Origin of the sequence: Streptococcus sp. 27098_8_99 (assembly GCF_041431935.1) — a bacterium.
Classification (GTDB): Bacteria; Bacillota; Bacilli; order Lactobacillales; family Streptococcaceae; genus Streptococcus; species Streptococcus parasanguinis_D.
Genome location: NZ_JAPVYQ010000005.1, coordinates 1 through 25,001 on the forward strand (window position 1 = coordinate 1; position 25,001 = coordinate 25,001).

The window sequence follows — 25,001 nt, forward strand, 5'->3', positions numbered from 1 at the left end:
TATGGCGGTGTAGCTCAGCTGGCTAGAGCGTCCGGTTCATACCCGGGAGGTCGGGGGTTCGATCCCCTTCGCCGCTATATTGTTGATCTTGTTGGACCTTTAGCTCAGCTGGTTAGAGCTCTCGGCTCATAACCGAGTGGTCGTAGGTTCAAGTCCTACAAGGTCCATTGTTATTTTGGAGGATTACCCAAGTCCGGCTGAAGGGAACGGTCTTGAAAACCGTCAGGCGTGTAAAAGCGTGCGTGGGTTCGAATCCCACATCCTCCTTTTTAAAATTAACGCGGGATGGAGCAGCTCGGTAGCTCGTCGGGCTCATAACCCGAAGGTCGTAGGTTCAAATCCTGCTCCCGCAATTTGGCTCGGTAGCTCAGTTGGTAGAGCAATGGATTGAAGCTCCATGTGTCGGCGGTTCGATTCCGTCTCGCGCCATTTCTTTTAATAATAAGCGGGTGTAGTTTAGTGGTAAAACTACAGCCTTCCAAGCTGTTGTCGCGAGTTCGATTCTCGTCACCCGCTTTGAACATAGGTTCATTACCAAGTTTTTAACTTGGGCGCGTAGCTCAGGTGGTTAGAGCGCACGCCTGATAAGCGTGAGGTCGGTGGTTCGAGTCCACTCGTGCCCATTTTGGAGAATTACTCAAGAGGCTGAAGAGGACGGTTTGCTAAATCGTTAGGTCGGGTAACTGGCGCGGGGGTTCGAATCCCCCATTCTCCGTATAATTTCGAAGTTTGAGATAACGTCTCAAACTATTTTTTATATTTTTGAAGGTTTTTTTCTATGTTCTTGAATCGTTTCTTAAAAGTTTTTAGTTTGGTGTTTGTTTTGACTGTTTCAGGAATTTTATTTCTATTCCCATCTGTTAGAAATGCTATTGTTTCAAAATCTTCTGATCTATTAGCTATTGTTGATAAGGCTGTATCGGTACCATTTGTTCTTGTTGAAACTAAGGCAAATGATTTTAAGAATTTATCTGAATTAAGTGATGAAAATCTTTCTTTGAAATCTCGTCTTTATCAAAATGATATTGATCAGTCAAAACTTAGTCGTTTGGAATCAGAAAATAAGGAATTGAAAGACTTGATGTCAATCAAAAATTCTTCATCTGGTTCTAAGCAAGTTGTTAGTCAAATTATTGACCGTAATTATAGTTCTTGGGATCAGGAATTTGTTATTGATAAAGGTAGTTCCGATGGCATTTCTGATTCCATGTTTGTTCTATCATCAGGTGGCGTCATTGGTGTGGTAGAAAGTATAGAGAAAAATTCTAGCAAAGTGAAATTATTAGTCGAAGATACTATTTCTTCACAACACCTGACGTTTAAAATTAAGAGTCAAGGTCAATCTATTTTTGCTTTATTAAATGGTTATGACGAGAAGACAGGTGAGTTTCGGTTGTTGCAAATTGGAGATCCAGTTGAAATTAAAAAAGGGTCTCTGGTTTCAACAAGTGGTTTAGGAAAATATAAGAGTAGTGACTTACCTCTTGGTACTGTGACTTCTACTCAAAAGGCATCTGATCAGTTAGGACAAGAAATTCGTGTAAAACCAAAGGCTAATTTAGATGTCAATCGTTATGTACTATTGATTGGAGAGTAGTGTGAAAGTCATACGTAAGTACCATTTTTTCCCTTTAATCTTATTCTTATCTTTATTTGTTGATGGGCAAATCTCTTTTCTTATTTCTCGTTTCAGTCCAAGCTCCTTTGAACCTACTTCATTTTTATTTCTATATGGTTTTATGTTATTGAGTCTCTATTTCTCTGAGATAGCTAGTATTTGGTGGGGAATCCTTTTTGGTTTTTGTTTTGATGTGTATTTTTTACACACTATAGGAATTGCTTTCCTTGTCTTTCCTTTATTACAGGTGATTTTTTATCGGTGTAATCAGATTATTTTGGTCAATCGATTGACTCGTTTTTTTACATTTTTATTAACGATTCTATTATTTCAGTTTTTAACCAATCTTCTTTTGATTCTTTTTATCGGTATAAAATTTAACTGGATTACATTAATTATTTACCAAATGGCGCCTAGTTTAATTTTGAATGTGCTTCTATTAATAGTATTACAGCCTTTACTTGAAAAGATTTATTTATAAACTCGAAATAAAAATGTAACAATAGCGTAATATAAATTTTCAAAAAATTTGTTATACTAGTTAGTGTCTTATTAGAAAGGGAAAATTTATCTAATGAAGAAAAAATTATTTGCCACAATCTTATTGAGTACAGTTGCTTTATCACAAGGTGCTGTCGTAGCTGGTGTATCAGCTGATTCAACAGATGATAAGATTGCTGCTCAAGATAACAAAATCAATAGTATTAATCAACAACAACAAAGCGCACAAGCTCAGGTAGATCAAATTCAAGGTCAAGTATCTGAAATTAAAAAACAACAAGAAAATCTTCAAGCTGAAAATGATCGTTTGAAAGAAGAATCTGAACGATTGTCAGCTGAGATCGATGAGTTGTCAAAAAATATTGTTGCTCGTCAAGAATCACTTGCAAATCAAGCACGTAGTGCTCAAACAACTGGGACTGCAACAAGCTATATTAATGCGATTGTTAGCTCTGGATCTTTGACAGAAGCTATCTCACGTATTTCTGCTATGAATGAAATTGCAGATGCTAACAACAAAATGTTGCAAGAGCAAAAACGTGATAAAGAAGATATTGCACAAAAACAAAAAGAAAACAACGATGCTATCAATACTGTCATTGCAAACAAACAGCAATTAGAAGATGATGCGCAAGCTTTGTCAACAAAAGAAGCTGAGTTGAAAGTAGCACAATTGAACTTGGCTGCTGAAAAATCAACTGCTGAAAACGAAAAGAATGCTTTGTTGCAACAGAAAGCTGAAGCTGAAAAAGCAGCAGCAGCAGCGGCAGCAGCTGAAGCAGCTTACCGTGCAAAACAAAAAGAGCAACAAGCAGCTGTAAAAGCTTCTGCTAATACAACTCTTCAAGCACAAGTTCAGGCAGCGGCTCAAACACCTGCTGCAACACCAGCGGCGGCACAAACTCAAGCAGCAGCTCAACCTGCTGTTCAAACTCAAGCAGCGGCTGCACCAGTAGCAACTACTTCTCGTCCAACTTATAGTACATCTGCATCATCTTATCCAGTTGGTGAATGTACATGGGGTGCGAAGACATTGGCTCCATGGGCCGGTGATTACTGGGGTAATGGTGGACAATGGGCAGCAAGTGCAGCAGCAGCAGGATTCCGTACAGGATCTCAACCACAAGTTGGTGCCATTGCATGTTGGAATGATGGTGGATATGGACACGTAGCAGTTGTTACAGCCGTTCAATCTACAACAAGCATCCAAGTTTCTGAGTCTAACTATAATGGTATCCGTAGTATTGGTAACTACCGTGGTTGGTTTAACCCAACAACAGCACAAGGTACTGTTACTTATATCTATCCAAACTAAGAATTATACTGAAGCAGAACATTTGTTCTGCTTCTTTTTTGATAGAATTTAGGTAGTGATAGATTTTGTAATTTCCATAAATTAATATTTGAATATTTGCTTAAAAAGCGATAAAATGATTACAGGAGAAATTTGTGCTGACTGTACAATATGGTTTTAGATTTTACTGGAGGAAATCATGTCATTTTCTGATTTAATGCTCTTTGCTTTGTCGTCAAATCAAGAATTGGCTCAACGTGTGTCTCGAGAAATGGGACTACCGCTTGGAAAGTCAACGGTTCGTCAATTTTCTGATGGAGAAATTCAGGTTAATATTGAAGAATCAATCCGTGGGAAAGATGTTTATATTTTGCAATCCACTAGCTCACCGGTTAACGATAATCTAATGGAAATTTTGATTATGGTAGATGCGTTGAAACGGGCTAGTGCGCAATCCATTAATGTGGTGATGCCATATTACGGCTATGCTCGTCAAGACCGGAAAGCTCGGGCTCGTGAACCAATTACTTCTAAGTTAGTAGCCAATATGCTTGAGGTTGCTGGAGTTGATCGTCTGTTGACAATTGATTTGCACGCTGCTCAAATTCAAGGTTTCTTTGATATTCCCGTTGACCACTTGATGGGTGCGCCTCTGATCGCCGACTATTTTGAACGTCGCGGGATGATTGGAAAAGACTATGTTGTTGTCAGTCCAGACCATGGTGGGGTGACTCGTGCTCGGAAATTAGCTGAATTTTTGAAGACACCGATTGCGATTATTGATAAACGTCGAAGTGTCGATAAGATGAATACGAGTGAAGTGATGAATATCATTGGGAGTGTTGAAGGCAAGACTTGTATTTTGATTGATGATATGATTGATACAGCTGGTACAATCTGTCATGCCGCGGATGCCCTTGCAGAAGCAGGTGCTGTTGAAGTCTATGCGAGCTGCACTCACCCTGTTTTATCAGGTCCAGCGATGGATAACATCCAAAAATCAGCCATTAAGAAGTTGGTCGTATTGGATACGATTTATCTATCGGAGGATCGTTTGATTGACAAAATTGAGCAAATTTCGATTGCGAAACTTCTAGCTGAGGCTATTGTTCGCATTCATGAAAATCGTCCTCTTTCCCCTCTATTTGAAATCGGAAATGCCAAAAAATGTTAATAATAAGGAGGCTGGAGACCAGCCTCTTTTGTATAGGAGGAAATACAAATGGAAATCAGAAAATGGTTGGAAAATCTAAAAAAAGAAAAGAAAAGGAAAAAACTAGTTCGAGCAGCTAAAGAACTAGAAGCAAAGGCTGATCCTAGTTTGCCCAAGAAACGATTGCCAAAAAATGGGGTGGTAAAATAGGATAGAAAAGATTTCTATTTTTTAAATACATTTTTATATATGAATAAAGTGTCTTTCCAAGATGGTTTTAAATCCGTAGTTCTATATCTCAAATGGATCAAAAGCTTAAACTTTTTTTTAAAAAAAATGGAAAAAGTCTTGACATAGGCAGAATATCCTAGTATACTAGTCATAGTTACAAAGTAACGAATAATTTTTGAAAAGAAAAAAGGAGATAAAACAATGAAAAAAGTTTTATTATCATCAGTAGCAGCTCTTGCAGTATTTGCTGCAGCAGCACCAGTTCTTGCCGAAGGTGGAGTCAACGGTGGAGCTAACAATCCTAGAGGACCTCAAGATACTGACGTCGCTTCAAAATACTATGATCAATCTGAATTTGTAAGTGCTCGTACAGTTGAAGAATACCTTAACGGTCACATGGGAGAAATCCAAGCTGAAGCAGCTCAAGATCCAGCGGTAGTAGCAGCTAAAGCAGCTTTGGATGCAGTTGAAGGTGGAGACCACAAGTATACTGCAATTAAAGCAGCATACGATGAAGCATATAACAATGCATTCTTAAAAGTACGTAACGTATATGTACAAAAATTCCAAACTGTTCAAAACACAGCTAAGAAAGCTGAAGGCCGTTACTATATCTTGAATGAAACTCCAGAACAAGCTAACGCTCGTTACTTGAAAGAACATGGAATTAATCCAGAACAAGCTAACGCAGACGCAGCTAAAGCAGATGCAGCTAAAGCTGACGCAGCTAAAGCAGAAGAAGCAGCTAAAAAAGCAGAAGCTGGTAAAGCTGGTTCAAAACAAGCTGGTAAAGCTCTTCCAAAAACAAGCGCAGTTAAATAATTTGATTATTAATTAGCTCGTAAAATATCACTGGACCTTCGGGTTCAGTGTTATTTTTTAGAAAAAATCATCAAGAGGAGATCAATCAATGAAAAGAGCTGGGGAAAAAAGTTCAAATAAATTGGGTCTTGTAATTGCTGCTCTTGTTGCAGTTGTTGTTCTTGTTGCTGGATTTATTTTCTTTAATCCATTTGGAGGAACTAAGTCATCTAGCACGGCTAAAAAAACAACTGGAACAAGCTCAACCAAGCAAGAAACTAAATATGAACCAAGTCAAGAAGAAAAAGATTACTTGAAAAATCGTTTTGCTCAGTTAACAGCTGTTAACCCTGAGACAATTGCTTATGTCTATGCACCGGGTACTGAGTTGGATGAACCTGTTGTACAAACCACTGATAATGAAACTTATTTGAATAAGACGTTTGATGGTGGAAATGAACCATACATGGGAACAGTCTTCATGGATATGGACAACAAGAAAGACTTCAGTGATCGTTTGACTTGGTTGTTTGGTCATGCTCGTGGTAGTAAGGTCGGCGACCATCGTATGTTTAATGATGTCAACTACTATGACAAACAAGAGTATTTGGACCAACATCCATATGTTGTGATTGAGACACCAGAGCGGAAATATTACTATGAAGTCATGGGATTGGTCATTGTCCCAGAGGACACTGCTTTCTACCGTACAAGCTTTACTGATGACAATGATTTTACTACACAATTGAAGAATATCTATGAGTCAGCTCGTACGAAGAACCCTAATATCAAGATCAAAGCATCTGATAAGTATTTAGTATTGTCAACTTGTCGTGAAGAGGATGAAACGATTCGTTCTAACCTCTACCTTCGTCAAATTCCTGATTCAGAAATGAAGGATTTTGTGGCAAAACATGCGGATCAATTGAAATACGTGGCAACACGTGGCCAACAATAATGACTTGAAAGACTTAGCATTGCTAAGTCTTTTTTGCATGGAAGGATTTTTGAAATGTCCTTTGGTGGTAAGCAAAAGGTGGGGATCTGCCTTGTTCTTTTGCGATGGGGTCCTATTTATAGTATAATGAATATAAGTGTTTTGGAGGTGTTCTATGTATTTAACGAAACGTTTTAATAAAAATCTGAATCGGATTGAAGTATCTTTGATTCGTCAGTTTGACCAATCAATTTCTTCCATTCCTGGTGTCTTGCGTTTGACTTTGGGGGAACCTGATTTTACAACTCCTGAACATGTAAAAGAAGCAGGAAAGGCTGCCATTGATGCGAATTTTAGCCATTACACTGGGATGAGTGGTTTGCTGGCTTTGCGTGAGGCTGCGAGTCAGTTTGTGGCGGATAAGTATGGGATTCACTACCGTCCTGAAGATGAGATATTGGTGACGATCGGTGCAACAGAAGCCCTGTCTGCAACCTTGACAGCGATCTTGGAACCTGGAGATGTAGCCCTTCTTCCGGCGCCAGCTTATCCTGGTTATGAACCCATTGTGAATTTGGTTGGGGCGGAGATTGTCGAAATTGATACGACAGCAGATCGTTTTGTCTTGACTCCTGAAAAGTTGGAAAAGGCGATTCTAGAGCAGGGTGAAAAATTGAAGGCTGTTATTCTCAATTATCCAGCTAATCCAACGGGTGTTACGTATTCGCGCGAACAGATGGCGAAATTGGCTGCTGTCTTAAAAAAATATGCAGTCTTTGTGATTTGTGATGAAGTCTATTCAGAGCTGACTTATACTGGAGAAGCGCATGTCTCTATGGCCTCCTTCATTCCTGAACAGACCATTGTTATTAATGGCTTATCTAAGTCTCATGCCATGACAGGCTGGCGGCTTGGCTTTATCTTTGCGCCTGCTGCATTGACGGCCCAACTCATCAAGAGCCATCAGTATTTGGTAACGGCTGCTGGAACCATGAACCAGTATGCTGCGATCGAAGCTTTGACGGAAGGTCGGGATGATGCGGAGCCAATGAAGAAGGAATATGTGAAGCGTCGCGATTATATTATTGAAAAGATGTCCGCGCTTGGGTTTGAGATTATTAAGCCAGATGGAGCCTTTTATATTTTTGCTAAAATCCCAGCTGCTTATAATCAAGATTCCTTTGCTTTCTTGCAGGATTTTGCGCGTGAAAAAGCAGTTGCTTTCATTCCTGGTGCTGCTTTTGGTCAATATGGTGAAGGCTATGTGCGTTTGTCGTATGCAGCCAGCATGGAGGTTATCAAGGAAGCTATGAAACGCTTGAAGGAGTATATGGAAGAACATGCTGGAGTCAATTGAGACCCGGGGAATTGTCCTGTATAATCGGGAGTTTCGTGAGGATGACAAGCTGGTCAAAATCTTCACAGAGAAGTCAGGGAAGCGGATGTTTTTTGTGAAACATGCGGGAAAATCACGGTTGAATCCCATGTTGCAACCTTTGGTAACGGCAGATATGTTGTTGAAAATCAATGATGATGGGTTGAGTTATATTGATGATTTTCAAGATGTGCAGGTTTATAAAAAAATCAATGCAGATCTTTTTGCCCTTTCTTATGCGACCTATGTTCTGGCGCTTGCAGATGCAAGTATTCAGGATAATCAGGTGGATCCGGCCTTGTTTGCTTTTTTGGAAAAGACCCTGTCTTTGATGGAAGAAGGCTTGGATTATGAGGTTTTGACCAATATTTTTGAGATTCAGATTCTATCGCGGTTTGGGGTTGTCTTGAATCTGCATGAATGCTGTTTCTGCCATCGGGTTGGCCTTCCTTTTGACTATTCCTTCCGGTATAGTGGGGTCCTTTGTCCGGATCATTATGATCAGGATGAGAGACGCGCTCACTGGCATCCAAATGTTCTCTATTTATTGGATCAGTTTCAAGCAGTGCGATTCAGTGAGCTAGAGACGATTTCTCTACAAGCGGAGATGAAAGCAGCTCTACGTCAGGCGATGGATCAGTTGTATGAGGAGTATGTAGGGATCCATTTAAAAGCTAAAAAGTTTATCGATTCCTTAAGTGATTGGGGAGCGATTATGAAAGATTCATCTGGAGGTGAAACATGAAAAAAATTGCAGTAGATGCAATGGGGGGCGATAATGCACCTCAAGCCTTGGTAGAAGGCGTGAATCAAGCCATTCGTGATTTTGATGATATTGAGATTGTCTTGTATGGTGATGAGGCAAAAATCAAAAACTATTTAACAGCAACAGAGCGTGTATCGATTGTTCATACGGAGGAAAAAATCGATTCAGATGATGAGCCGGCACGTGCTATTCGTCGGAAGAAACAGGCCTCTATGGTCTTGGCTGCCAAGGATGTGAAGGCTGGAGATGTAGATGCTATGTTGTCTGCGGGTAACACGGGTGCCTTGTTGGCGGCAGGTTTCTTTATCGTTGGTCGTATCAAAGGGGTGGAACGCCCTGGATTGATGTCCACACTTCCGACGGTTGATGGTCGCGGGTATGACATGTTGGACTTAGGTGCCAATGCGGAAAATACACCAGAGCACTTGCATCAGTATGCTGTGATGGGGTCTTACTATGCGGAAAATGTTCGTGGGATTCAAAAACCACGCGTGGGTCTATTGAACAATGGGACAGAAGCTAGTAAGGGAGATCCTTTGCGCAAGGAAACTTACCAATTGTTATCTGAGGATGCGTCGATTCATTTTGTTGGAAATGTGGAAGCGCGTGATTTGATGGATGGTGTTGCAGATGTTGTTGTGGCGGATGGTTTCACGGGAAACGCTGTCTTGAAAACGATGGAAGGAACAGCTTTTGGAATCTTGAAGCAACTGAAACAAGCAATTGCTACTGGAAACTGGAAGGCGAAACTAGGAGCTTTTCTCCTCAAGGACCGGTTGAAATCATTGAAACAAACCTTGGATTTCTCAGATGTTGGAGGAGCGGTTTTATTTGGCCTTCAAGCACCTGTTGTTAAAACGCATGGTTCGAGCGATGCAAAAGCAGTCTATAGTACCATTCGTCAGATTCGGACTATGTTAGAGACAGATGTTGTTGGAAAATCAGTGAAGGAATTATCGAAGGAAGGATAATATATGAGCAAACAAAACGAAATTTTAGCTACAATTGAGGAATTTCTCAAAGACCGCAAGGGACCAGATTTCCAAGTTTCTTTGAAATCAGATTTGCGCAAGGATTTACAAGCCGACTCTGTTGAATTGATGGAATTTATTATCAATCTTGAGGATGAATACCAATTGGAGATTCCAGACAAGGCTATTGATGACTTTAACACGGTAGGAGATGTCGTTGACTATATCGAAAAACGAACTGCTAGTAAGTAGTTGAAAAGGGATCGTTCAGAGATTGTTCTGGATGATCTTTTTTTCTGTCCTTTTCATTCGGTTTCTGCCTATATTGTACGGAAATTTATTGAAAATACACTTTGTATGTGATAGAATGAAGGTGATAAAATACGAAAGGCGAACAAAGTCATGACCAATCAACTGATTTATACTGGAAAAGCTAAGGATATCTATACTACTGAGGACGAAAATGTGATTAAGTCGGTCTATAAGGACCAGGCAACCATGCTAAATGGGGCTCGTAAGGAGACTATTAAGGGAAAGGGTGTGCTAAATAATCAGATTTCGTCTCTTATTTTTGAAAAATTGAATGCTGCGGGAGTAGCTACTCACTTTATCGAACGTATTTCTGACACAGAACAACTCAACAAGAAAGTAAAAATTATTCCTTTGGAAGTTGTTCTTCGTAACGTGACGGCGGGTTCTTTCTCTAAACGTTTTGGCGTGGAAGAAGGTTTGGACTTGAAAACTCCAATCGTTGAATTTTACTACAAAAACGATGAGTTGGATGACCCATTCATCAATGATGAGCATGTGAAGTTTTTGGATATTGCCAATGATGAACAAATTGCTTATATTAAGGAAGAAACGCGTCGTATCAATGAATTGCTGAAAGATTGGTTTGCACAAATTGGTCTTCGCTTGATTGACTTCAAATTGGAATTTGGTTTTGATAAGGATGGTAAGATCATCTTGGCAGATGAATTTTCTCCAGATAATTGCCGCCTTTGGGATGCGGAAGGGCACCATATGGACAAGGATGTTTTCCGTAGAGATTTGGGCAGTTTAACGGATGTATATCAGGTTGTGTTGGAGAAATTACAGGGCTTGAAGTAACCTTTTACTTGGTCTTCACTATGATCTTTAAGAAGAAATAGATAAAGGAAATAAAATGGATAAACGTATTTTCGTTGAGAAAAAAGCTGATTTTCGTGTAAAATCAGACTCTTTAGTAAAAGAATTACAACATAATCTTCAGTTGAAAACCTTGAATGATCTTCGTATTGTTCAGGTTTACGATGTCTTTAATTTGGCAGAAGACTTGTTTGCGCGTGCGGAAAAACATATCTTCTCTGAACAAGTGACCGATACTGTTTTGGACGAGGCTGCGGTTAAGGATGATCTTGATAAGTATGCTTTCTTTGCGATTGAAAGTTTGCCTGGTCAATTTGACCAACGGGCGGCATCTTCACAAGAAGCTTTGCTGTTGCTTGGTAGTTCAAATGATGTAACGGTGAACACAGCAAAATTGTACTTGGTTAACAAGGATATTGATGCGAATGAGTTGGAAGCTGTCAAAAACTACCTTTTGAATCCAGTGGATTCTCGTTTCAAAGATATCACTGTTGGCATTGCGAAACAGGATTTCTCTGAGTCTGACAAGACCATTCCAAGCTTGGATTTCTTTGAAACTTATACGGCAGAAGATTTTGCACAGTATAAGGCTGAGCAAGGATTGGCAATGGAAGTGGATGACCTTCTCTTCATTCAAGATTACTTCAAATCCATTGGACGTGTGCCAACTGAGACTGAGTTGAAGGTTTTGGATACTTACTGGTCTGACCACTGCCGTCACACAACTTTCGAGACTGAGTTGAAAAATATCGACTTCTCAGCTTCTAAATTTGAAAAACAATTGCAAGCGACTTATGACAAGTATATTGCCATGCGTGATGAGTTGGGACGTACAGAAAAACCTCAAACCTTGATGGATATGGCGACTATTTTTGGTCGTTATGAGCGTGCCAATGGCCGTTTGGATGACATGGAAGTATCTGATGAAATCAATGCCTGCTCTGTTGAAATTGAAGTGGATGTCAATGGTGTGAAAGAGCCATGGCTTCTCATGTTTAAGAACGAAACTCACAACCACCCAACGGAAATCGAACCATTTGGTGGAGCGGCTACTTGTATCGGTGGTGCTATTCGTGACCCATTGTCAGGGCGTTCCTACGTTTACCAAGCCATGCGTATTTCAGGTGCTGGCGATATTACAGCTCCAATTTCAGAAACTCGCGCTGGGAAATTGCCACAACAAGTGATTTCTAAAACAGCAGCTCACGGTTATTCTTCATACGGTAACCAAATTGGTCTTGCCACAACTTATGTTCGTGAATACTTCCACCCAGGTTTCGTTGCTAAGCGTATGGAGCTAGGTGCGGTTGTCGGTGCGGCTCCTAAGGAAAATGTTGTCCGTGAAAAACCTGAAGCTGGTGATGTGATTATCTTGCTCGGTGGTAAGACTGGACGTGACGGTGTCGGTGGTGCGACAGGTTCTTCTAAAGTTCAAACGGTTGAATCTGTTGAAACAGCTGGTGCTGAAGTTCAAAAAGGGAATGCCATCGAAGAACGTAAGATTCAACGTCTTTTCCGTAATGGGGAAGTGACCCGTTTGATCAAGAAATCAAATGACTTTGGTGCTGGTGGTGTCTGCGTGGCTATCGGTGAATTGGCAGATGGTCTTGAAATTGATCTAGACAAAGTGCCATTGAAATACCAAGGTTTGAACGGTACAGAAATTGCCATTTCTGAGTCTCAAGAACGGATGGCTGTGGTGGTTCGTCCAGAAGATGTAGACGCCTTCGTTGCAGCATGTAACAAAGAAAATATTGATGCTGTGGTTGTTGCGACAGTGACTGAAAAACCAAATCTAGTCATGCACTGGAATGGTGAAACCATCGTTGATTTGGAACGTCGTTTCCTTGATACAAACGGTGTACGTGTGGTTGTAGATGCTAAGGTGGTTGACAAGGATGTCAAGCTTCCAGAAGAACGTCAAACATCTGCTGAAACCCTTGAAGCGGATACTCTTGAGGTCTTGGCTGACTTGAACCATGCCAGTCAAAAAGGGTTACAAACCATCTTTGATAGCTCAGTTGGTCGTTCAACAGTCAATCACCCACTTGGTGGTCGCTACCAAATCACACCAACGGAAGCTTCTGTACAGAAATTACCAGTCCAACATGGCGTGACAACCACCGCTTCTGTTATGGCGCAAGGATTCAACCCTTATGTAGCAGAATGGTCTCCATATCATGGTGCTGCCTATGCGGTCATCGAAGCAACCGCTCGTTTGGTTGCTGCTGGTGCAAACTGGTCTAAGGCTCGTTTCTCTTATCAAGAATACTTCGAGCGGATGGATAAACAAGCAGAGCGTTTTGGTCAACCAGTAGCAGCTCTTCTTGGATCCATTGAAGCTCAGATTCAACTTGGTTTGCCATCTATCGGTGGGAAAGACTCTATGTCTGGTACCTTTGAAGAATTGACAGTACCACCAACCTTGGTTGCTTTTGGGGTGACAACTACAGATAGCCGTAAGGTCCTTTCTCCAGAATTTAAAGCTACTGGTGAAAATATCTATTACATCCCAGGTCAAGCTTTGGCACAAGAAATTGACTTTGATCTTATCAAGTCTAACTTTGCTCAATTTGAAGCCATCCAAGCAACTCACAAAGTCACATCTGCATCCGCTGTCAAATACGGTGGTGTCCTTGAAGCTCTTGCCCTTGCAACCTTTGGGAACCATATTGGTGCAAACGTCGAATTAGCTGACCTTGACACTAGCTTGACAGCCCAATTGGGTGGATTCATCTTCACATCGCCTGAAGAAATTGCAGGTGTTGCCAAGATTGGACAAACAGCAGATGACTTTACACTTACTGTCAATGGTGTAACGCTTGATGGACACAAACTTGACAGTGCCTTCCAAGGTAAATTGGAAGAGGTTTACCCAACGGAATTTGCACAAGCAACTGAGCTGGAAGAAGTACCTGCGTTGGCATCAGATACTGTTATCAAAGCTAAAGAAACAGTTGAGGCACCAGTGGTTTACATCCCAGTATTCCCAGGTACTAACTCGGAATATGACTCCGCTAAGGCCTTTGAAAAAGAAGGTGCAAAAGTCAACTTGGTACCATTTGTCACACTGAATGAAGAAGCTATTGTCAAGTCTGTTGACACCATGGTTGACAACATTGAAAAAGCGAATATTATCTTCTTTGCAGGTGGCTTCTCAGCAGCAGATGAACCAGATGGATCCGCTAAATTTATCGTGAACATCTTGCTTAACGAAAAAGTGCGTGCAGCCATTGATCACTTCATCGAACGTGGTGGTTTGATCATCGGTATCTGTAATGGGTTCCAGGCCCTCGTCAAATCAGGCCTTCTTCCATATGGTAACTTTGAAGATGCGAGCAGCACGAGTCCAACCCTCTTCTACAATGATGCCAACCAACACGTGGCTAAGATGGTTGAAACACGGATTGCCAACACGAACTCACCATGGCTTGCAGGCGTGAAAGTTGGTGACATCCATGCCATCCCAGTATCACACGGTGAAGGGAAATTTGTCGTGACAGCTGAGGAATTCGCAGAGCTTCGTGACAATGGTCAAATCTTTACCCAATATGTTGACTTCGAAGGGAAACCAAGCATGGATTCTAAATACAATCCAAATGGTTCTGTCCATGCGATCGAAGGTATCACAAGTAAGAACGGTCAAATTATTGGGAAGATGGGTCACTCAGAACGTTTCGAAGATGGTCTCTTTCAAAATATTCCAGGAAATAAAGACCAACATCTCTTTGCATCAGCGGTTAAATACTTTACTGGAAAATAAAAGGTATACAAAATGACATACGAAGTTAAATCTCTTAATGAAGAATGTGGTATTTTTGGGATCTGGGGACACCCAGATGCTGCAAAACTGACTTATTTTGGATTACACAGTCTTCAACACCGTGGTCAAGAAGGGGCGGGGATCCTTTCGAATGATGCGGGTCAATTAAAACGGTATCGTGACACGGGTCTTCTCTCAGAAGTGTTTCGGAATCCTACTAACTTGGATAAGTTGACGGGGACGGGAGCGATTGGCCATGTTCGCTATGCGACAGCTGGGGAAGCTTCGGTGGATAACATCCAGCCCTTCCTCTTTCGCTTTCATGATACCCAGTTTGGACTGGCCCACAACGGGAATTTGACCAATGCCAAGTCCCTCAAACGGGAGTTGGAAAATAACGGGGCGATCTTTAGCTCAACTTCTGATTCAGAAATCTTGGCCCACTTGATTCGTCGGAGCCACAACCCATCCTTCATGGGTAAGGTGAAAGAAGCCTTGAATACGGTGAAAGGTGGATTTGCTTACCTTCTCATGCTGGAAGATAAGCTGATTGCAGCCTTGGATCCAAATGGTTTCCGTCCTCTTTCAATTGGGAAAATGGCCAATGGCGCTATCGTGGTTTCATCTGAAACCTGTGCCTTTGAAGTGGTTGGAGCAGAGTGGATCCGCGATGTAAATCCAGGTGAAGTTGTGATTATTGATGATAACGGGATCACTTACGATAACTATACAACGGACACCCAATTGGCTGTTTGTTCGATGGAGTATATCTACTTTGCTCGTCCCGACTCCAATATCCAAGGAGTCAATGTCCATACAGCACGTAAACGTATGGGGGCTCAATTGGCACGTGAATTCAAACATGAAGCAGATATTGTGGTCGGTGTACCGAACTCTTCACTTAGTGCAGCCATGGGATTTGCGGAAGAATCCGGCCTACCAAATGAAATGGGCTTGATTAAAAACCAATACACCCAACGGACCTTTATTCAACCAACACAAGAACTACGGGAGCAAGGGGTTCGGATGAAGCTCTCTGCCGTATCCGGTGTCGTGAAAGGAAAACGGGTTGTCATGATTGATGATTCTATCGTACGTGGGACAACATCACGTCGGATTGTGAAGTTATTGAAAGAAGCAGGAGCTACAGAGGTCCACGTAGCAATCGGTAGCCCAGCCCTTGCCTACCCATGTTTCTACGGGATCGATATTCAAACACGTAAGGAATTGATTGCTGCCAATCACACAGTAGAGGAAACACGCGATATCATTGGTGCAGATAGCTTGACGTATTTGTCAATCGATGGCTTGATTGATTCTATTGGAATTGATACAGATGCCCCAAATGGCGGTCTTTGTGTGGCTTACTTTGATGGAAAATATCCAACGCCTTTGTATGACTACGAAGAATGCTATGTGGAAAGTTTGAAAGAACATACTTCTTTCTATTAAGAGCAGTGCAGAAGAAAAAAGAGGAAAAAATTATGTCTAAAAATGCTTATGCCCAATCGGGTGTGGACGTTGAAGCAGGTTATGAAGTTGTTGAACGTATCAAAAAACACGTAGCTCGTACGGAACGTGCAGGTGTCATGGGAGCTCTCGGTGGCTTCGGTGGTATGTTCGACCTTTCAAAAACAGGTGTCAAAGAGCCCGTTTTGATCTCAGGTACAGATGGTGTTGGTACCAAGTTGATGCTTGCCATCAAGTACGACAAACACGATACCATTGGTCAAGATTGTGTCGCTATGTGTGTTAACGATATCATCGCTGCAGGTGCGGAGCCCCTCTACTTCCTTGACTATATCGCAACTGGTAAAAATGAACCAGCTAAATTGGAACAGGTCGTTGCTGGTGTTGCAGAAGGCTGTGTGCAGGCTGGTGCAGCCCTTATTGGTGGCGAAACAGCTGAAATGCCTGGTATGTATGGTGAAGATGACTATGATTTGGCCGGGTTTGCTGTCGGTGTGGCTGAAAAATCTCAAATCATTGACGGTTCAAAAGTAGCTGAAGGCGATGTGATTCTTGGACTTGCTTCAAGCGGTATCCACTCAAATGGTTACTCACTCGTTCGTCGTGTCTTTGCTGATTACACAGGTGAAGAAGTTCTTCCAGAATTGGAAGGCAAAAAACTTAAAGACGTTCTTTTGGAACCAACTCGTATCTACGTCAAAGCAGCTTTGCCACTCATCAAAGAAGAATTGGTTAACGGTATTGCCCACATCACAGGTGGTGGTTTCATCGAAAATGTACCACGGATGTTCTCAGATGACTTGGCTGCTGAAATTGATGAAAGCAAAGTGCCAGTTCTTCCAATTTTCAAAGCCCTTGAAAAATATGGTCAAATCAAACATGAAGAAATGTTTGAAATCTTCAACATGGGGGTTGGTCTCATGCTTGCGGTGAAACCAGAAAATGTTGAACGTGTCAAAGAACTTCTTGACGAACCTGTTTATGAAATCGGTCGGATTGTGAAGAAAGATGGCGCAAGTGTGGTGATTAAATAATGGTGCTATCACCATTTTATACGGAGAAATTGTAGAAAGGAGTGTTTAGTTAGCAAGCCTAACTGAACACGGGACTCATTTTCTAGGAAAAAAGAGAAATCATTTTGTGGGCAAGCCCCCAGCAATGATTTCCTATTTTTCTACGAAACTGTTCGGCTAGCCGAAACGTCCCTTTGTATCGAATATGAAGATTGCTGTTTTTGCCTCTGGCAACGGCTCAAACTTTCAGGTGATTGCGGAACAATTTCCAGTAGAATTTGTTTTTTCAGATCATCGTGATGCCTATGTCTTAGAACGTGCCAAAAACCTTGGTGTGGTGAGCCATGCCTTTGAACTCAAAGAATTTGACAATAAAGTGGATTATGAAGAAGCTATCGTCAAACTCTTGGATGAACACCAGATAGATTTGGTTTGCTTGGCCGGCTATATGAAAATCGTCGGACCAACCTTGCTAGCAGCTTATGAAGGTCGTATCATCAATATTCACCCAGCCTATCTTCCAGAATTTCCAGGTGCTCATGGCATTGAGGATGCTTGGAATGCGGGTGTTGCTGAGAGCGGTGTGACGATTCATTGGGTGGATTCTGGCGTTGATACCGGTAAGGTCATCAAGCAAGTCCGTGTACCACGCCTTGAAGGGGATACCCTTGATACTTTCGAGACGCGCATCCATGAAACAGAGTACAAGCTCTATCCAGAAGTGTTGGATGTTTTGGGAGTTGCACGAAAATAAGGAAGCAATTGATCGGAAAGAACATTTTCGACTGTAGCAGATAAAGAACTTTTTTAAAAAAGGAAAAGAAAGAACATGACTAAACGCGTACTAATTAGTGTTTCAGACAAAGCGGGTATTGTTGAATTTGCCCAAGAACTCAAAAAACTCGGTTGGGACATCATCTCAACAGGTGGGACTAAAGTTGCCCTTGACAATGCTGGGGTAGATAACATTGCTATCGACGATGTGACTGGTTTCCCAGAAATGATGGACGGTCGTGTGAAGACCCTTCACCCAAATATTCACGGTGGTCTTCTTGCTCGACGTGATCTCGATAGCCACCTGGAGGCTGCTAAGGTCAACAAGATTGAGTTGATCGACCTTGTGGTGGTCAACCTTTATCCATTCAAGGAAACGATTCTTAAACCAGATGTAACTTACGCGGACGCAGTTGAAAATATCGATATCGGTGGGCCATCCATGCTTCGTTCAGCAGCGAAAAACCACGCTAGCGTAACAGTTGTGGTAGACCCTGCTGACTATGCTGTGGTTTTGGACGAATTTGCAGCCAACGGCGAAACAAGTTACGAAACTCGCCAACGTTTGGCAGCGAAAGTCTTCCGCCACACAGCAGCCTATGATGCGTTGATTGCTGAATACTTCACAGCTCAAGTGGGTGAAGAAAAACCTGAAAAACTCACTTTGACTTATGATCTTAAGCAACCAATGCGTTACGGGGAAAACCCTCAACAAGATGCAGACTTCTACCAAAAGGCCTTGCCAACGGATTACTCCATTGCATCAGCGAAACAGCTGAACGGTAAAGAATTGTCCTTCAACAATATCCGTGACGCTGATGCCGCTATTCGGATCATCCGTGATTTCAAAGACCGTCCAACCGTTGTGGCTCTTAAACACATGAACCCATGTGGGATTGGTCAAGCTGACGATATCGAAACTGCTTGGGATTATGCTTATGAATCTGATCCAGTATCGATTTTCGGTGGAATAGTAGTCCTCAACCGTGAAGTTGACGCTGCGACAGCTAAAAAGATGCACGGTGTTTTCCTTGAAATCATCATTGCACCAAGCTACACAGACGAAGCGCTTGAAATCTTGACTACCAAGAAGAAAAACTTGCGTATCCTTGCCTTGCCATTTGACGCTCAAGATGCTAGCGAAGTGGAAGCAGAATACACAGGAGTTGTTGGTGGTCTCCTGGTTCAAAACCAAGACGTGGTGAAAGAAAGCCCAGCTGACTGGCAAGTGGTGACGAAACGCCAACCAACTGAGATAGAAGCGACGGCTCTTGAGTTTGCTTGGAAGGCTATCAAGTACGTCAAATCAAACGGGATCATCGTGACCAACGACCACATGACACTTGGTGTTGGCCCAGGTCAAACCAACCGTGTGGCTTCCGTCCGCATCGCTATTGACCAAGCTAAAGACCGTCTGGATGGCGCTGTTCTTGCTTCCGATGCCTTCTTCCCATTTGCGGATAACGTGGAAGAAATCGCTAAAGCAGGGATTAAAGCGATCATCCAACCAGGTGGATCCGTTCGTGACCAAGAGTCAATCGAAGCTGCTGATAAATATGGTTTGACCATGATCTTTACAGGCGTCAGACATTTTAGACATTAATCAAAAAAGGCACTCATTCAACGATGAGTGTCTTTTCTGCTAATTAAGAAGACCTTAATCTGGGTAGATGTAGGTGACGGTTCCCCAGATGGAGTTGGTTGGGTCGAACCAACCGCGGAAGTTGTCGATATAGCGATGGCCGTTGTAGTTAGACTCTTGGATCTGAATTTTTTGTTCATGTTCGACATCCGTAACCAAGGCGACGTGCCCATATCCCCCATTGTCCCAACATGCGATGGCACCGACCTCTGGAGTGTCTCCTGTCCGGAATCCCACAGCGCGTGCACTAGCTGCCCACATGCCGCCATTTCCCCACCAGTTGTGGGCCCAAGGGGCTAATTCTTTGGCTCCCCAGGTGCACTCACCAATGGGGTAGGTGTTTCCCGGGGGTGTCGCGAGTGGAGTGAGCTTTGCCTTTTCCACTTGAAAGGTAGTGGGGAATAGCCCTTTTAGTTGTCCTTGGCTTTTCTGGTAGACGTGGAGATGAAATAGCCCGCTTCCCTTGTGTTTTTGAGCCTGAAAGCGCAGTTGGAAATGTCCAGGTGCAATCTTCTTTGCGGGATACCAGACCAGATCATCCTGCCCATTTTCTTCAGACCAGATGGGGAATACAATCTCGTCAACGTCTTCGAATAACTTGAGCTGGATGTCAAATTCTTGTGAGGAGATGGGTGTGATCGTGATTTTTGGCTGGGAAGAAGCCAGGTCTTTTTGCTGGACGCTGGTCGTGAGAGGGTAAAGACCGGTTAGCTGTTCATTTGCCTCCACCCCATAAACATGGACATGATAAAGTCCAGCTTGATCAGAATGATTGGTCAATGGTACTTGTAGGTCAAATCCCTTGTCACTGCGTTCCACAGGATACCAAATCAGGTCATCTTGGCCATTTTGGTCAGACCAGACGGGAACTTGGATCTTTTGATACTTATCCGGGACGTTTCCAAGATGAATCACCAGCTGCCCTTTTTCGGCATAGATAGCATTGGTCGTTTGATCTGCATGAGCAATAGAGGCTTGCATCCCCCATGTCGCACAAGTCAGTACGAGAAATTTTTTGATCGTTTGCATAATACTCCTTTTCGTCAATTAGTAGGTCTCACCTATACTATTCGGAAAAAAATGAGAAATAGGAGAAAATAGCAAAAAATGTTTGGATTCTACTGAAAATAGGAGACTTTTGCTGAAATCATTAGAATAAAACGAACGATTATGATATAATTTAATAAAATAATTCGCAAAAGAGGTTCGAGATGAAACTTTTGGTTGTTGGATCTGGCGGTCGTGAGCACGCGATTGCCAAAAAATTGTTGGAGTCTAAGGACGTTGAGCAGGTTTTTGTGGCTCCTGGTAATGACGGGATGCGATTAGATGGTTTGGATTTGATCAATATCGGAATTTCCGAACATTCTAAACTGATTGACTTCGCAAAAGTCAACGATATTGCTTGGACCTTTATCGGTCCAGATGATGCTCTTGCAGCTGGAATCGTGGATGATTTCAATGCAGCTGCTCTCAAGGCTTTTGGTCCGACAAAGGCTGCGGCTGAGCTGGAGTGGTCCAAGGATTTTGCTAAGGAAATCATGGTCAAATACGACGTTCCGACAGCAGCCTATGGCACATTTTCAGATTTTGAGGAAGCCAAGGCCTACATCGAGGAAAAAGGCGCTCCAATCGTCGTCAAGGCAGACGGCTTGGCCCTAGGTAAAGGTGTCGTCGTTGCTGAAACGGTTGAGCAAGCCGTCGAAGCTGCTCACGAGATGCTTTTGGACAATAAATTCGGTGATTCAGGTGCGCGTGTGGTCATCGAGGAATTCCTTGACGGGGAAGAGTTCTCTCTCTTTGCCTTTGTCAATGGGGACAAGTTCTACATCATGCCAACGGCTCAGGACCACAAACGTGCTTATGATGGCGACAAGGGTCCTAACACTGGTGGGATGGGTGCCTATGCGCCAGTTCCTCACTTGCCACAGAGTGTGGTTGACACAGCGGTTGACACCATTGTCAAGCCCGTTCTTGAAGGCATGATCAAAGAAGGGCGTCCCTACCTTGGTGTCCTTTATGCGGGACTTATCTTGACAGCTGACGGTCCTAAAGTCATCGAGTTCAACTCACGTTTTGGTGATCCTGAAACACAAATCATCTTGCCTCGTTTGACATCTGACTTTGCACAAAACATCACTGACATTTTGGAAGGCAAAGAGCCAACTATCACTTGGACGGACAAGGGTGTGACACTAGGCGTGGTTGTAGCCTCAAACGGATACCCACTCGCTTATGAGAAAGGTGTCAAGCTTCCAGCTAAGACAGAAGGCGACATCATCACTTACTATGCTGGTGCTAAATTCGCTGAAAATGGCCAAGACCTTCTTTCAAACGGAGGACGTGTCTACATGCTGGTCACAACAGCAGATACCGTCAAAGACGGCCAAAACATTATCTACAAGGAACTCAACAAACAAAACACAGAAGGCTTGTTCTACCGTACGGATATTGGTAGCAAGGCGAATAAATAAAACTCTTTGAAAATCTTCGATTGACTGTGTTAAAGCTCCTTGATGAACTTTAGTTCTATCTTCGTCGCTTTGCCTTGTCACTCTATGATTTTCTTCGAGTTTTCGAATATCAATGCTATATTAGGCGATGAAGTCGCCAAACACGATAATGGTCGTTTGATTTGCGAGCGTGAGCGAGCTAGTATAAGATAATCGTCGCAGTAGTGGAACTCCTAGTAGCAGAGCTACTAGGAGCGGAAAACTGGAGACTAAGGCTCCAGTTTTAGTAATGGAACGCTACAGGCGGTCGCTTACGTCCGCACTACAATAGACGATTATCAAAAAAGGAGAATAAATGAAACCAGTAATTTCCATTATCATGGGCTCAAAATCTGACTGGGCGACCATGCAAAAAACAGCAGAAGTCCTAGACCGATTCGGTGTAGCCTACGAAAAGAAAGTTGTTTCCGCACACCGTACACCAGACCTCATGTTCAGGCATGCAGAAGAGGCCCGTAGCCGTGGTATCAAAGTCATTATCGCAGGTGCGGGAGGCGCTGCTCACTTGCCAGGTATGGTCGCTGCAAAAACAACACTTCCTGTCATTGGGGTACCGGTCAAATCACGTGCCCTTAGTGGCGTGGACTCGCTCTACTCTATCGTCCAGATGCCGGGTGGCGTGCCTGTGGCGACAATGGCTATCGGTGAAGCGGGTGCGACAAACGCAGCCCTCTTTGCCCTCCGTCTCCTCTCAGTCGAGGATCAGGCTATTGCGACAGCATTGGCAGATTTCGCAGAAGAACAAGGAAAAATCGCAGAGGAGTCGACAAATGAGCTCATCTAAAACAATCGGAATTATCGGTGGCGGTCAGCTTGGTCAGATGATGGCCATTTCTGCTATCTACATGGGGCACAAGGTTATCGCGCTGGACCCAGCAGCGGATTGCCCAGCTTCCCGTGTGGCGGAAATCATCGTGGCACCTTATAATGATGTGGATGCCCTTCGTCAATTGGCTGAGCGTTGCGATGTTCTCACCTATGAATTTGAGAATGTAGATGCTGATGGTCTAGATGCTGTCATCAAGGATGGACAACTCCCTCAAGGTACCGACCTGCTTCGTATTTCTCAAAACCGTATCTTTGAAAAAGACTTTTTGTCAAACAAGGCTCAAGTTACCGTGGCACCTTACAAGGTTGTGACTTCTAGCCAAGACTTGACAGATATAGACCTGTCTAAAAACTATGTCCTCAAGACTGCGACCGGTGGCTACGATGGGCATGGTCAGAAGGTCATTCGTTCAGCAGAAGATTTGGAAGAAGCCAATTCGTTAGCCGACTCAGCTGACTGTGTCTTGGAAGAATTTGTCAATTTTGACCTCGAAATTTCTGTCATCGTGTCAGGAAATGGCAAGGATGTGACGGTTTTCCCAGTTCAGGAAAATATCCACCGCAACAATATCCTGTCTAAAACCATTGTGCCAGCACGCATTTCAGAAAGTCTAGCAGACAAGGCTAAATCCATGGCAGTTCGAATCGCTGAACAACTCAACCTGTCTGGAACCCTTTGTGTGGAAATGTTTGCGACAGCTGATGACATCATTGTCAACGAAATCGCGCCACGTCCGCACAATTCAGGGCACTACTCGATTGAAGCTTGCGACTTCTCACAATTCGACACACATATCTTGGGTGTTCTGGGAGCGCCACTTCCAGCAATCCACCTCCATGCGCCAGCCGTCATGCTCAATGTTCTCGGTCAACACGTCGAGGCTGCTGAAACATATGTGACAGAAAATCCAAGCGCCCACCTCCATTTGTATGGTAAAATAGAAGCGAAGCACAACCGCAAGATGGGACATGTGACCTTGTTTAGTGATGAACCAGATAATGTGGTTGAATTTGGGAAAGGAATTGATTTTTAAGTGAAAATAGCGATTCTAGGACTTGGGGTTATCGGGACCACGTATGCCTACGCCTTTCAAAAAGCAGGCCATCAAGTAGAACATGTATTGAGAGATAGTAAGAAAAGCACTGCTCCGAAGGAGTTGTCAGTTGAACTGCTAGATGGTCGCTACCATTCCAAGGGTGAAAATAAGCACGACACCTATGAGGTTCGTGTGGCAGAAGTCGATTCGGAATATGATTTTATTTTTCTCAGTGTGCGCCATGGGTTTGTCAAAGAAGCTGTGGAGACCTTGCAAAAAAATAATATCAAAAGCACTCTCGTTTTCTTCTGCAATTTCTGGGATACTCGAAAAGAGGTCCAAGAGTGGGCAGGGGATTACGACTATATTCTGGCCTTTCCGACAGCGGGCGGTCACATGCAAGAGAACCATTTGGATGGTGTCCTATTTGATCATTTAATGCTAGAAGGTGAGCAAAAAGCACACATTTCTAACTATGGTGATCTGACGACTTTACTGACTTCTGCAGATTTGAAGTGGGAAGTGCCTCATGATATGGTCGAGTGGATTTGGATTCACATGGCGATTAATGCAGGTGTCACTTCGACAGCTGCGCGTTCGGGGAATTTGGAAAATCCAGAAGAACTGGCTCTGAACTTGATGAATAGTTCTTCGGAATTATCATTGGCCATCAAGGCCATTCGAGAGGCTTTGAAAGTCGTAGAAGCACGTGGTGTAAATTTGAAGCTTTATAAAGCTGAACTCTTACCTTACAAAATTCCCGCTTGGATTGCAGGAAAAGCCATGAAAATCATGTTTGCGAAAAATGAGCTGACACGAAAAATCATGACCTTACACAATGATAAACAGGATATTTTCTACTGTTGTCAAAGTGTCTATCAGACCGGTAAGGAGTTAGGTGTCAAGATGCCCATTCTGGAAGCAAATATGAAGGGCATTTCGATTTAGGAGGTTTTATGATTCAACTCATCGTCAACGCATTTGTTGAAAAAGATAAGACTGGAGCAGTAGTCGAGGTCTTGTATGCTAGTAGCGATCACGAAAAAGTAAAAGCTAAGTATGAAGAGCTAACGGCTCAATATCCTGAAAACTATCTAGCTATCTATGATGTCCCACTGGATACGGATTTGAACACACTGGATCACTATCCGTCAGTGTGGATTGGAAAAGAAGAATTTGAGTAAAA

General features: G+C 42.8%; 23 protein-coding genes and 8 tRNA genes. 30 read left to right on the forward strand and 1 reads right to left on the reverse strand.

Annotated features, from left to right (window positions below; genetic code table 11):
• Nucleotides 1-3 precede the first annotated feature (3 nt).
• From O3605_RS03810 to purH, 25 genes are all read left to right on the forward strand, one after another.
• A tRNA-Met gene (locus O3605_RS03810) sits at nt 4-77 on the forward strand.
• Between the two features lie 16 nt (nt 78-93).
• A tRNA-Ile gene (locus tag O3605_RS03815) sits at nt 94-167 on the forward strand.
• A gap of 10 nt (nt 168-177) precedes the next feature.
• Nucleotides 178-267 (forward strand) — tRNA-Ser (locus tag O3605_RS03820).
• A 12-nt stretch (nt 268-279) separates the two neighbouring features.
• Nucleotides 280-353 (forward strand) — tRNA-Met (locus O3605_RS03825).
• A 3-nt stretch (nt 354-356) separates the two neighbouring features.
• A tRNA-Phe gene (locus tag O3605_RS03830) sits at nt 357-429 on the forward strand.
• Between the two features lie 16 nt (nt 430-445).
• A tRNA-Gly gene (locus O3605_RS03835) sits at nt 446-516 on the forward strand.
• 33 nt (nt 517-549) lie between these two features.
• Nucleotides 550-623, forward strand: a tRNA-Ile gene (locus O3605_RS03840).
• A 4-nt stretch (nt 624-627) separates the two neighbouring features.
• Nucleotides 628-715: transfer RNA gene (locus O3605_RS03845), tRNA-Ser, on the forward strand.
• A 63-nt stretch (nt 716-778) separates the two neighbouring features.
• Nucleotides 779-1,597 (forward strand): rod shape-determining protein MreC, encoded by an 819-nt coding sequence (gene mreC, locus O3605_RS03850; protein WP_371585287.1) that lies wholly within the window; start codon nt 779-781, stop codon nt 1,595-1,597.
• Nucleotide 1,598: 1 nt separating this feature from the next.
• The gene (mreD, locus tag O3605_RS03855) at nt 1,599-2,099 is read left to right on the forward strand and encodes a rod shape-determining protein MreD (protein WP_371585288.1); all 501 of its coding nucleotides are present in this window, start codon (nt 1,599-1,601) and stop codon (nt 2,097-2,099) included.
• A gap of 93 nt (nt 2,100-2,192) precedes the next feature.
• Nucleotides 2,193-3,434: a peptidoglycan hydrolase PcsB gene (gene pcsB, locus O3605_RS03860; RefSeq protein WP_371585289.1), complete on the forward strand. Its 1,242-nt coding sequence runs from the start codon at nt 2,193-2,195 to the stop codon at nt 3,432-3,434.
• A gap of 178 nt (nt 3,435-3,612) precedes the next feature.
• Nucleotides 3,613-4,587 (forward strand): ribose-phosphate diphosphokinase, encoded by a 975-nt coding sequence (locus O3605_RS03865; protein WP_003002322.1) that lies wholly within the window; start codon nt 3,613-3,615, stop codon nt 4,585-4,587.
• 48 nt (nt 4,588-4,635) lie between these two features.
• Nucleotides 4,636-4,776, forward strand: a complete 141-nt coding sequence (locus O3605_RS03870) for a hypothetical protein (protein WP_176744607.1) — start codon at nt 4,636-4,638, stop codon at nt 4,774-4,776.
• A 222-nt stretch (nt 4,777-4,998) separates the two neighbouring features.
• On the forward strand, nt 4,999-5,619 hold the full coding sequence (gene abpA, locus O3605_RS03875) for an amylase-binding adhesin AbpA (protein ID WP_223325567.1): 621 nt from the start codon (nt 4,999-5,001) through the stop codon (nt 5,617-5,619).
• 88 nt (nt 5,620-5,707) lie between these two features.
• On the forward strand, nt 5,708-6,556 hold the full coding sequence (gene srtB, locus O3605_RS03880) for a class B sortase, LPKTxAVK-specific (RefSeq protein WP_118228669.1): 849 nt from the start codon (nt 5,708-5,710) through the stop codon (nt 6,554-6,556).
• Nucleotides 6,557-6,710: 154 nt separating this feature from the next.
• Entirely contained in the window at nt 6,711-7,892 is a 1,182-nt protein-coding gene (locus tag O3605_RS03885) for a pyridoxal phosphate-dependent aminotransferase (RefSeq protein WP_371585290.1), read from the forward strand.
• Nucleotides 7,876-8,655 carry a DNA repair protein RecO gene (recO, locus tag O3605_RS03890; RefSeq protein WP_201089983.1) on the forward strand — a complete coding sequence of 260 codons (780 nt, stop codon included), beginning with the start codon at nt 7,876-7,878 and terminating at the stop codon, nt 8,653-8,655. The genes O3605_RS03885 and recO overlap by 17 nt, the downstream gene beginning before the upstream one ends.
• On the forward strand, nt 8,652-9,647 hold the full coding sequence (gene plsX / locus O3605_RS03895; protein ID WP_155125373.1) for a phosphate acyltransferase PlsX: 996 nt from the start codon (nt 8,652-8,654) through the stop codon (nt 9,645-9,647). Before recO ends, plsX begins: the two co-directional genes overlap by 4 nt.
• Nucleotides 9,648-9,650: 3 nt before the next feature.
• Nucleotides 9,651-9,899: a phosphopantetheine-binding protein gene (locus O3605_RS03900; protein ID WP_031574126.1), complete on the forward strand. Its 249-nt coding sequence runs from the start codon at nt 9,651-9,653 to the stop codon at nt 9,897-9,899.
• A 150-nt stretch (nt 9,900-10,049) separates the two neighbouring features.
• Nucleotides 10,050-10,757: a phosphoribosylaminoimidazolesuccinocarboxamide synthase gene (purC, locus tag O3605_RS03905; RefSeq protein WP_371585291.1), complete on the forward strand. Its 708-nt coding sequence runs from the start codon at nt 10,050-10,052 to the stop codon at nt 10,755-10,757.
• Between the two features lie 55 nt (nt 10,758-10,812).
• The gene (locus O3605_RS03910; protein WP_371585292.1) at nt 10,813-14,538 is read left to right on the forward strand and encodes a phosphoribosylformylglycinamidine synthase; all 3,726 of its coding nucleotides are present in this window, start codon (nt 10,813-10,815) and stop codon (nt 14,536-14,538) included.
• Nucleotides 14,539-14,550: 12 nt separating this feature from the next.
• Nucleotides 14,551-15,990, forward strand: a complete 1,440-nt coding sequence (gene purF / locus O3605_RS03915) for an amidophosphoribosyltransferase (RefSeq protein ID WP_070505193.1) — start codon at nt 14,551-14,553, stop codon at nt 15,988-15,990.
• 29 nt (nt 15,991-16,019) lie between these two features.
• Nucleotides 16,020-17,042 (forward strand): phosphoribosylformylglycinamidine cyclo-ligase, encoded by a 1,023-nt coding sequence (purM, locus tag O3605_RS03920; RefSeq protein ID WP_186823056.1) that lies wholly within the window; start codon nt 16,020-16,022, stop codon nt 17,040-17,042.
• A 184-nt stretch (nt 17,043-17,226) separates the two neighbouring features.
• The gene (gene purN / locus O3605_RS03925; protein WP_371585293.1) at nt 17,227-17,775 is read left to right on the forward strand and encodes a phosphoribosylglycinamide formyltransferase; all 549 of its coding nucleotides are present in this window, start codon (nt 17,227-17,229) and stop codon (nt 17,773-17,775) included.
• Between the two features lie 75 nt (nt 17,776-17,850).
• Nucleotides 17,851-19,398: a bifunctional phosphoribosylaminoimidazolecarboxamide formyltransferase/IMP cyclohydrolase gene (gene purH, locus O3605_RS03930; RefSeq protein ID WP_371585294.1), complete on the forward strand. Its 1,548-nt coding sequence runs from the start codon at nt 17,851-17,853 to the stop codon at nt 19,396-19,398.
• 54 nt (nt 19,399-19,452) lie between these two features.
• On the opposite strand, the gene O3605_RS03935 is transcribed toward purH, so the two are convergent.
• On the reverse strand, nt 19,453-20,466 hold the full coding sequence (locus O3605_RS03935) for a GBS Bsp-like repeat-containing protein (RefSeq protein WP_371585295.1): 1,014 nt from the start codon (nt 20,464-20,466) through the stop codon (nt 19,453-19,455).
• Between the two features lie 182 nt (nt 20,467-20,648).
• Here O3605_RS03935 and purD point away from each other — a divergent pair, with 182 nt between their 5' ends.
• The 5 genes from purD (at nt 20,649) to O3605_RS03960 (ending at nt 24,999) form a co-directional block, all read left to right on the forward strand.
• On the forward strand, nt 20,649-21,911 hold the full coding sequence (gene purD / locus O3605_RS03940; protein ID WP_371585296.1) for a phosphoribosylamine--glycine ligase: 1,263 nt from the start codon (nt 20,649-20,651) through the stop codon (nt 21,909-21,911).
• Between the two features lie 334 nt (nt 21,912-22,245).
• The gene (purE, locus tag O3605_RS03945) at nt 22,246-22,734 is read left to right on the forward strand and encodes a 5-(carboxyamino)imidazole ribonucleotide mutase (RefSeq protein WP_000805606.1); all 489 of its coding nucleotides are present in this window, start codon (nt 22,246-22,248) and stop codon (nt 22,732-22,734) included.
• Complete coding sequence (purK, locus tag O3605_RS03950) at nt 22,721-23,812, forward strand: 5-(carboxyamino)imidazole ribonucleotide synthase (RefSeq protein WP_371585297.1); 1,092 nt, start codon at nt 22,721-22,723, stop codon at nt 23,810-23,812. The genes purE and purK overlap by 14 nt, the downstream gene beginning before the upstream one ends.
• Nucleotides 23,813-24,763 carry a ketopantoate reductase family protein gene (locus tag O3605_RS03955; RefSeq protein ID WP_371585298.1) on the forward strand — a complete coding sequence of 317 codons (951 nt, stop codon included), beginning with the start codon at nt 23,813-23,815 and terminating at the stop codon, nt 24,761-24,763.
• Between the two features lie 8 nt (nt 24,764-24,771).
• Nucleotides 24,772-24,999 (forward strand): hypothetical protein, encoded by a 228-nt coding sequence (locus O3605_RS03960; RefSeq protein WP_045613324.1) that lies wholly within the window; start codon nt 24,772-24,774, stop codon nt 24,997-24,999.
• Nucleotides 25,000-25,001: the final 2 nt, after the last annotated feature.

Excerpts from the sequence above, each read along its gene's own strand:
- mreC (WP_371585287.1), top strand. The coding sequence starts at position 779 with ATGTTCTTGAATCGTTTCTTAAAAGTTTTTAGTTTGGTGTTTGTTTTG.
- pcsB (WP_371585289.1), top strand. The coding sequence starts at position 2,193 with ATGAAGAAAAAATTATTTGCCACAATCTTATTGAGTACAGTTGCTTTA.
- O3605_RS03865 (WP_003002322.1), top strand. The coding sequence starts at position 3,613 with ATGTCATTTTCTGATTTAATGCTCTTTGCTTTGTCGTCAAATCAAGAA.
- O3605_RS03870 (WP_176744607.1), top strand. The coding sequence starts at position 4,636 with ATGGAAATCAGAAAATGGTTGGAAAATCTAAAAAAAGAAAAGAAAAGG.
- abpA (WP_223325567.1), top strand. The coding sequence starts at position 4,999 with ATGAAAAAAGTTTTATTATCATCAGTAGCAGCTCTTGCAGTATTTGCT.
- srtB (WP_118228669.1), top strand. The coding sequence starts at position 5,708 with ATGAAAAGAGCTGGGGAAAAAAGTTCAAATAAATTGGGTCTTGTAATT.
- O3605_RS03885 (WP_371585290.1), top strand. The coding sequence starts at position 6,711 with ATGTATTTAACGAAACGTTTTAATAAAAATCTGAATCGGATTGAAGTA.
- recO (WP_201089983.1), top strand. The coding sequence starts at position 7,876 with ATGCTGGAGTCAATTGAGACCCGGGGAATTGTCCTGTATAATCGGGAG.
- plsX (WP_155125373.1), top strand. The coding sequence starts at position 8,652 with ATGAAAAAAATTGCAGTAGATGCAATGGGGGGCGATAATGCACCTCAA.
- O3605_RS03900 (WP_031574126.1), top strand. The coding sequence starts at position 9,651 with ATGAGCAAACAAAACGAAATTTTAGCTACAATTGAGGAATTTCTCAAA.
- purC (WP_371585291.1), top strand. The coding sequence starts at position 10,050 with ATGACCAATCAACTGATTTATACTGGAAAAGCTAAGGATATCTATACT.
- O3605_RS03910 (WP_371585292.1), top strand. The coding sequence starts at position 10,813 with ATGGATAAACGTATTTTCGTTGAGAAAAAAGCTGATTTTCGTGTAAAA.
- purF (WP_070505193.1), top strand. The coding sequence starts at position 14,551 with ATGACATACGAAGTTAAATCTCTTAATGAAGAATGTGGTATTTTTGGG.
- purN (WP_371585293.1), top strand. The coding sequence starts at position 17,227 with ATGAAGATTGCTGTTTTTGCCTCTGGCAACGGCTCAAACTTTCAGGTG.
- purH (WP_371585294.1), top strand. The coding sequence starts at position 17,851 with ATGACTAAACGCGTACTAATTAGTGTTTCAGACAAAGCGGGTATTGTT.
- O3605_RS03935 (WP_371585295.1), bottom strand. The coding sequence starts at position 20,466 with ATGCAAACGATCAAAAAATTTCTCGTACTGACTTGTGCGACATGGGGG.
- purD (WP_371585296.1), top strand. The coding sequence starts at position 20,649 with ATGAAACTTTTGGTTGTTGGATCTGGCGGTCGTGAGCACGCGATTGCC.
- purE (WP_000805606.1), top strand. The coding sequence starts at position 22,246 with ATGAAACCAGTAATTTCCATTATCATGGGCTCAAAATCTGACTGGGCG.
- purK (WP_371585297.1), top strand. The coding sequence starts at position 22,721 with ATGAGCTCATCTAAAACAATCGGAATTATCGGTGGCGGTCAGCTTGGT.
- O3605_RS03960 (WP_045613324.1), top strand. The coding sequence starts at position 24,772 with ATGATTCAACTCATCGTCAACGCATTTGTTGAAAAAGATAAGACTGGA.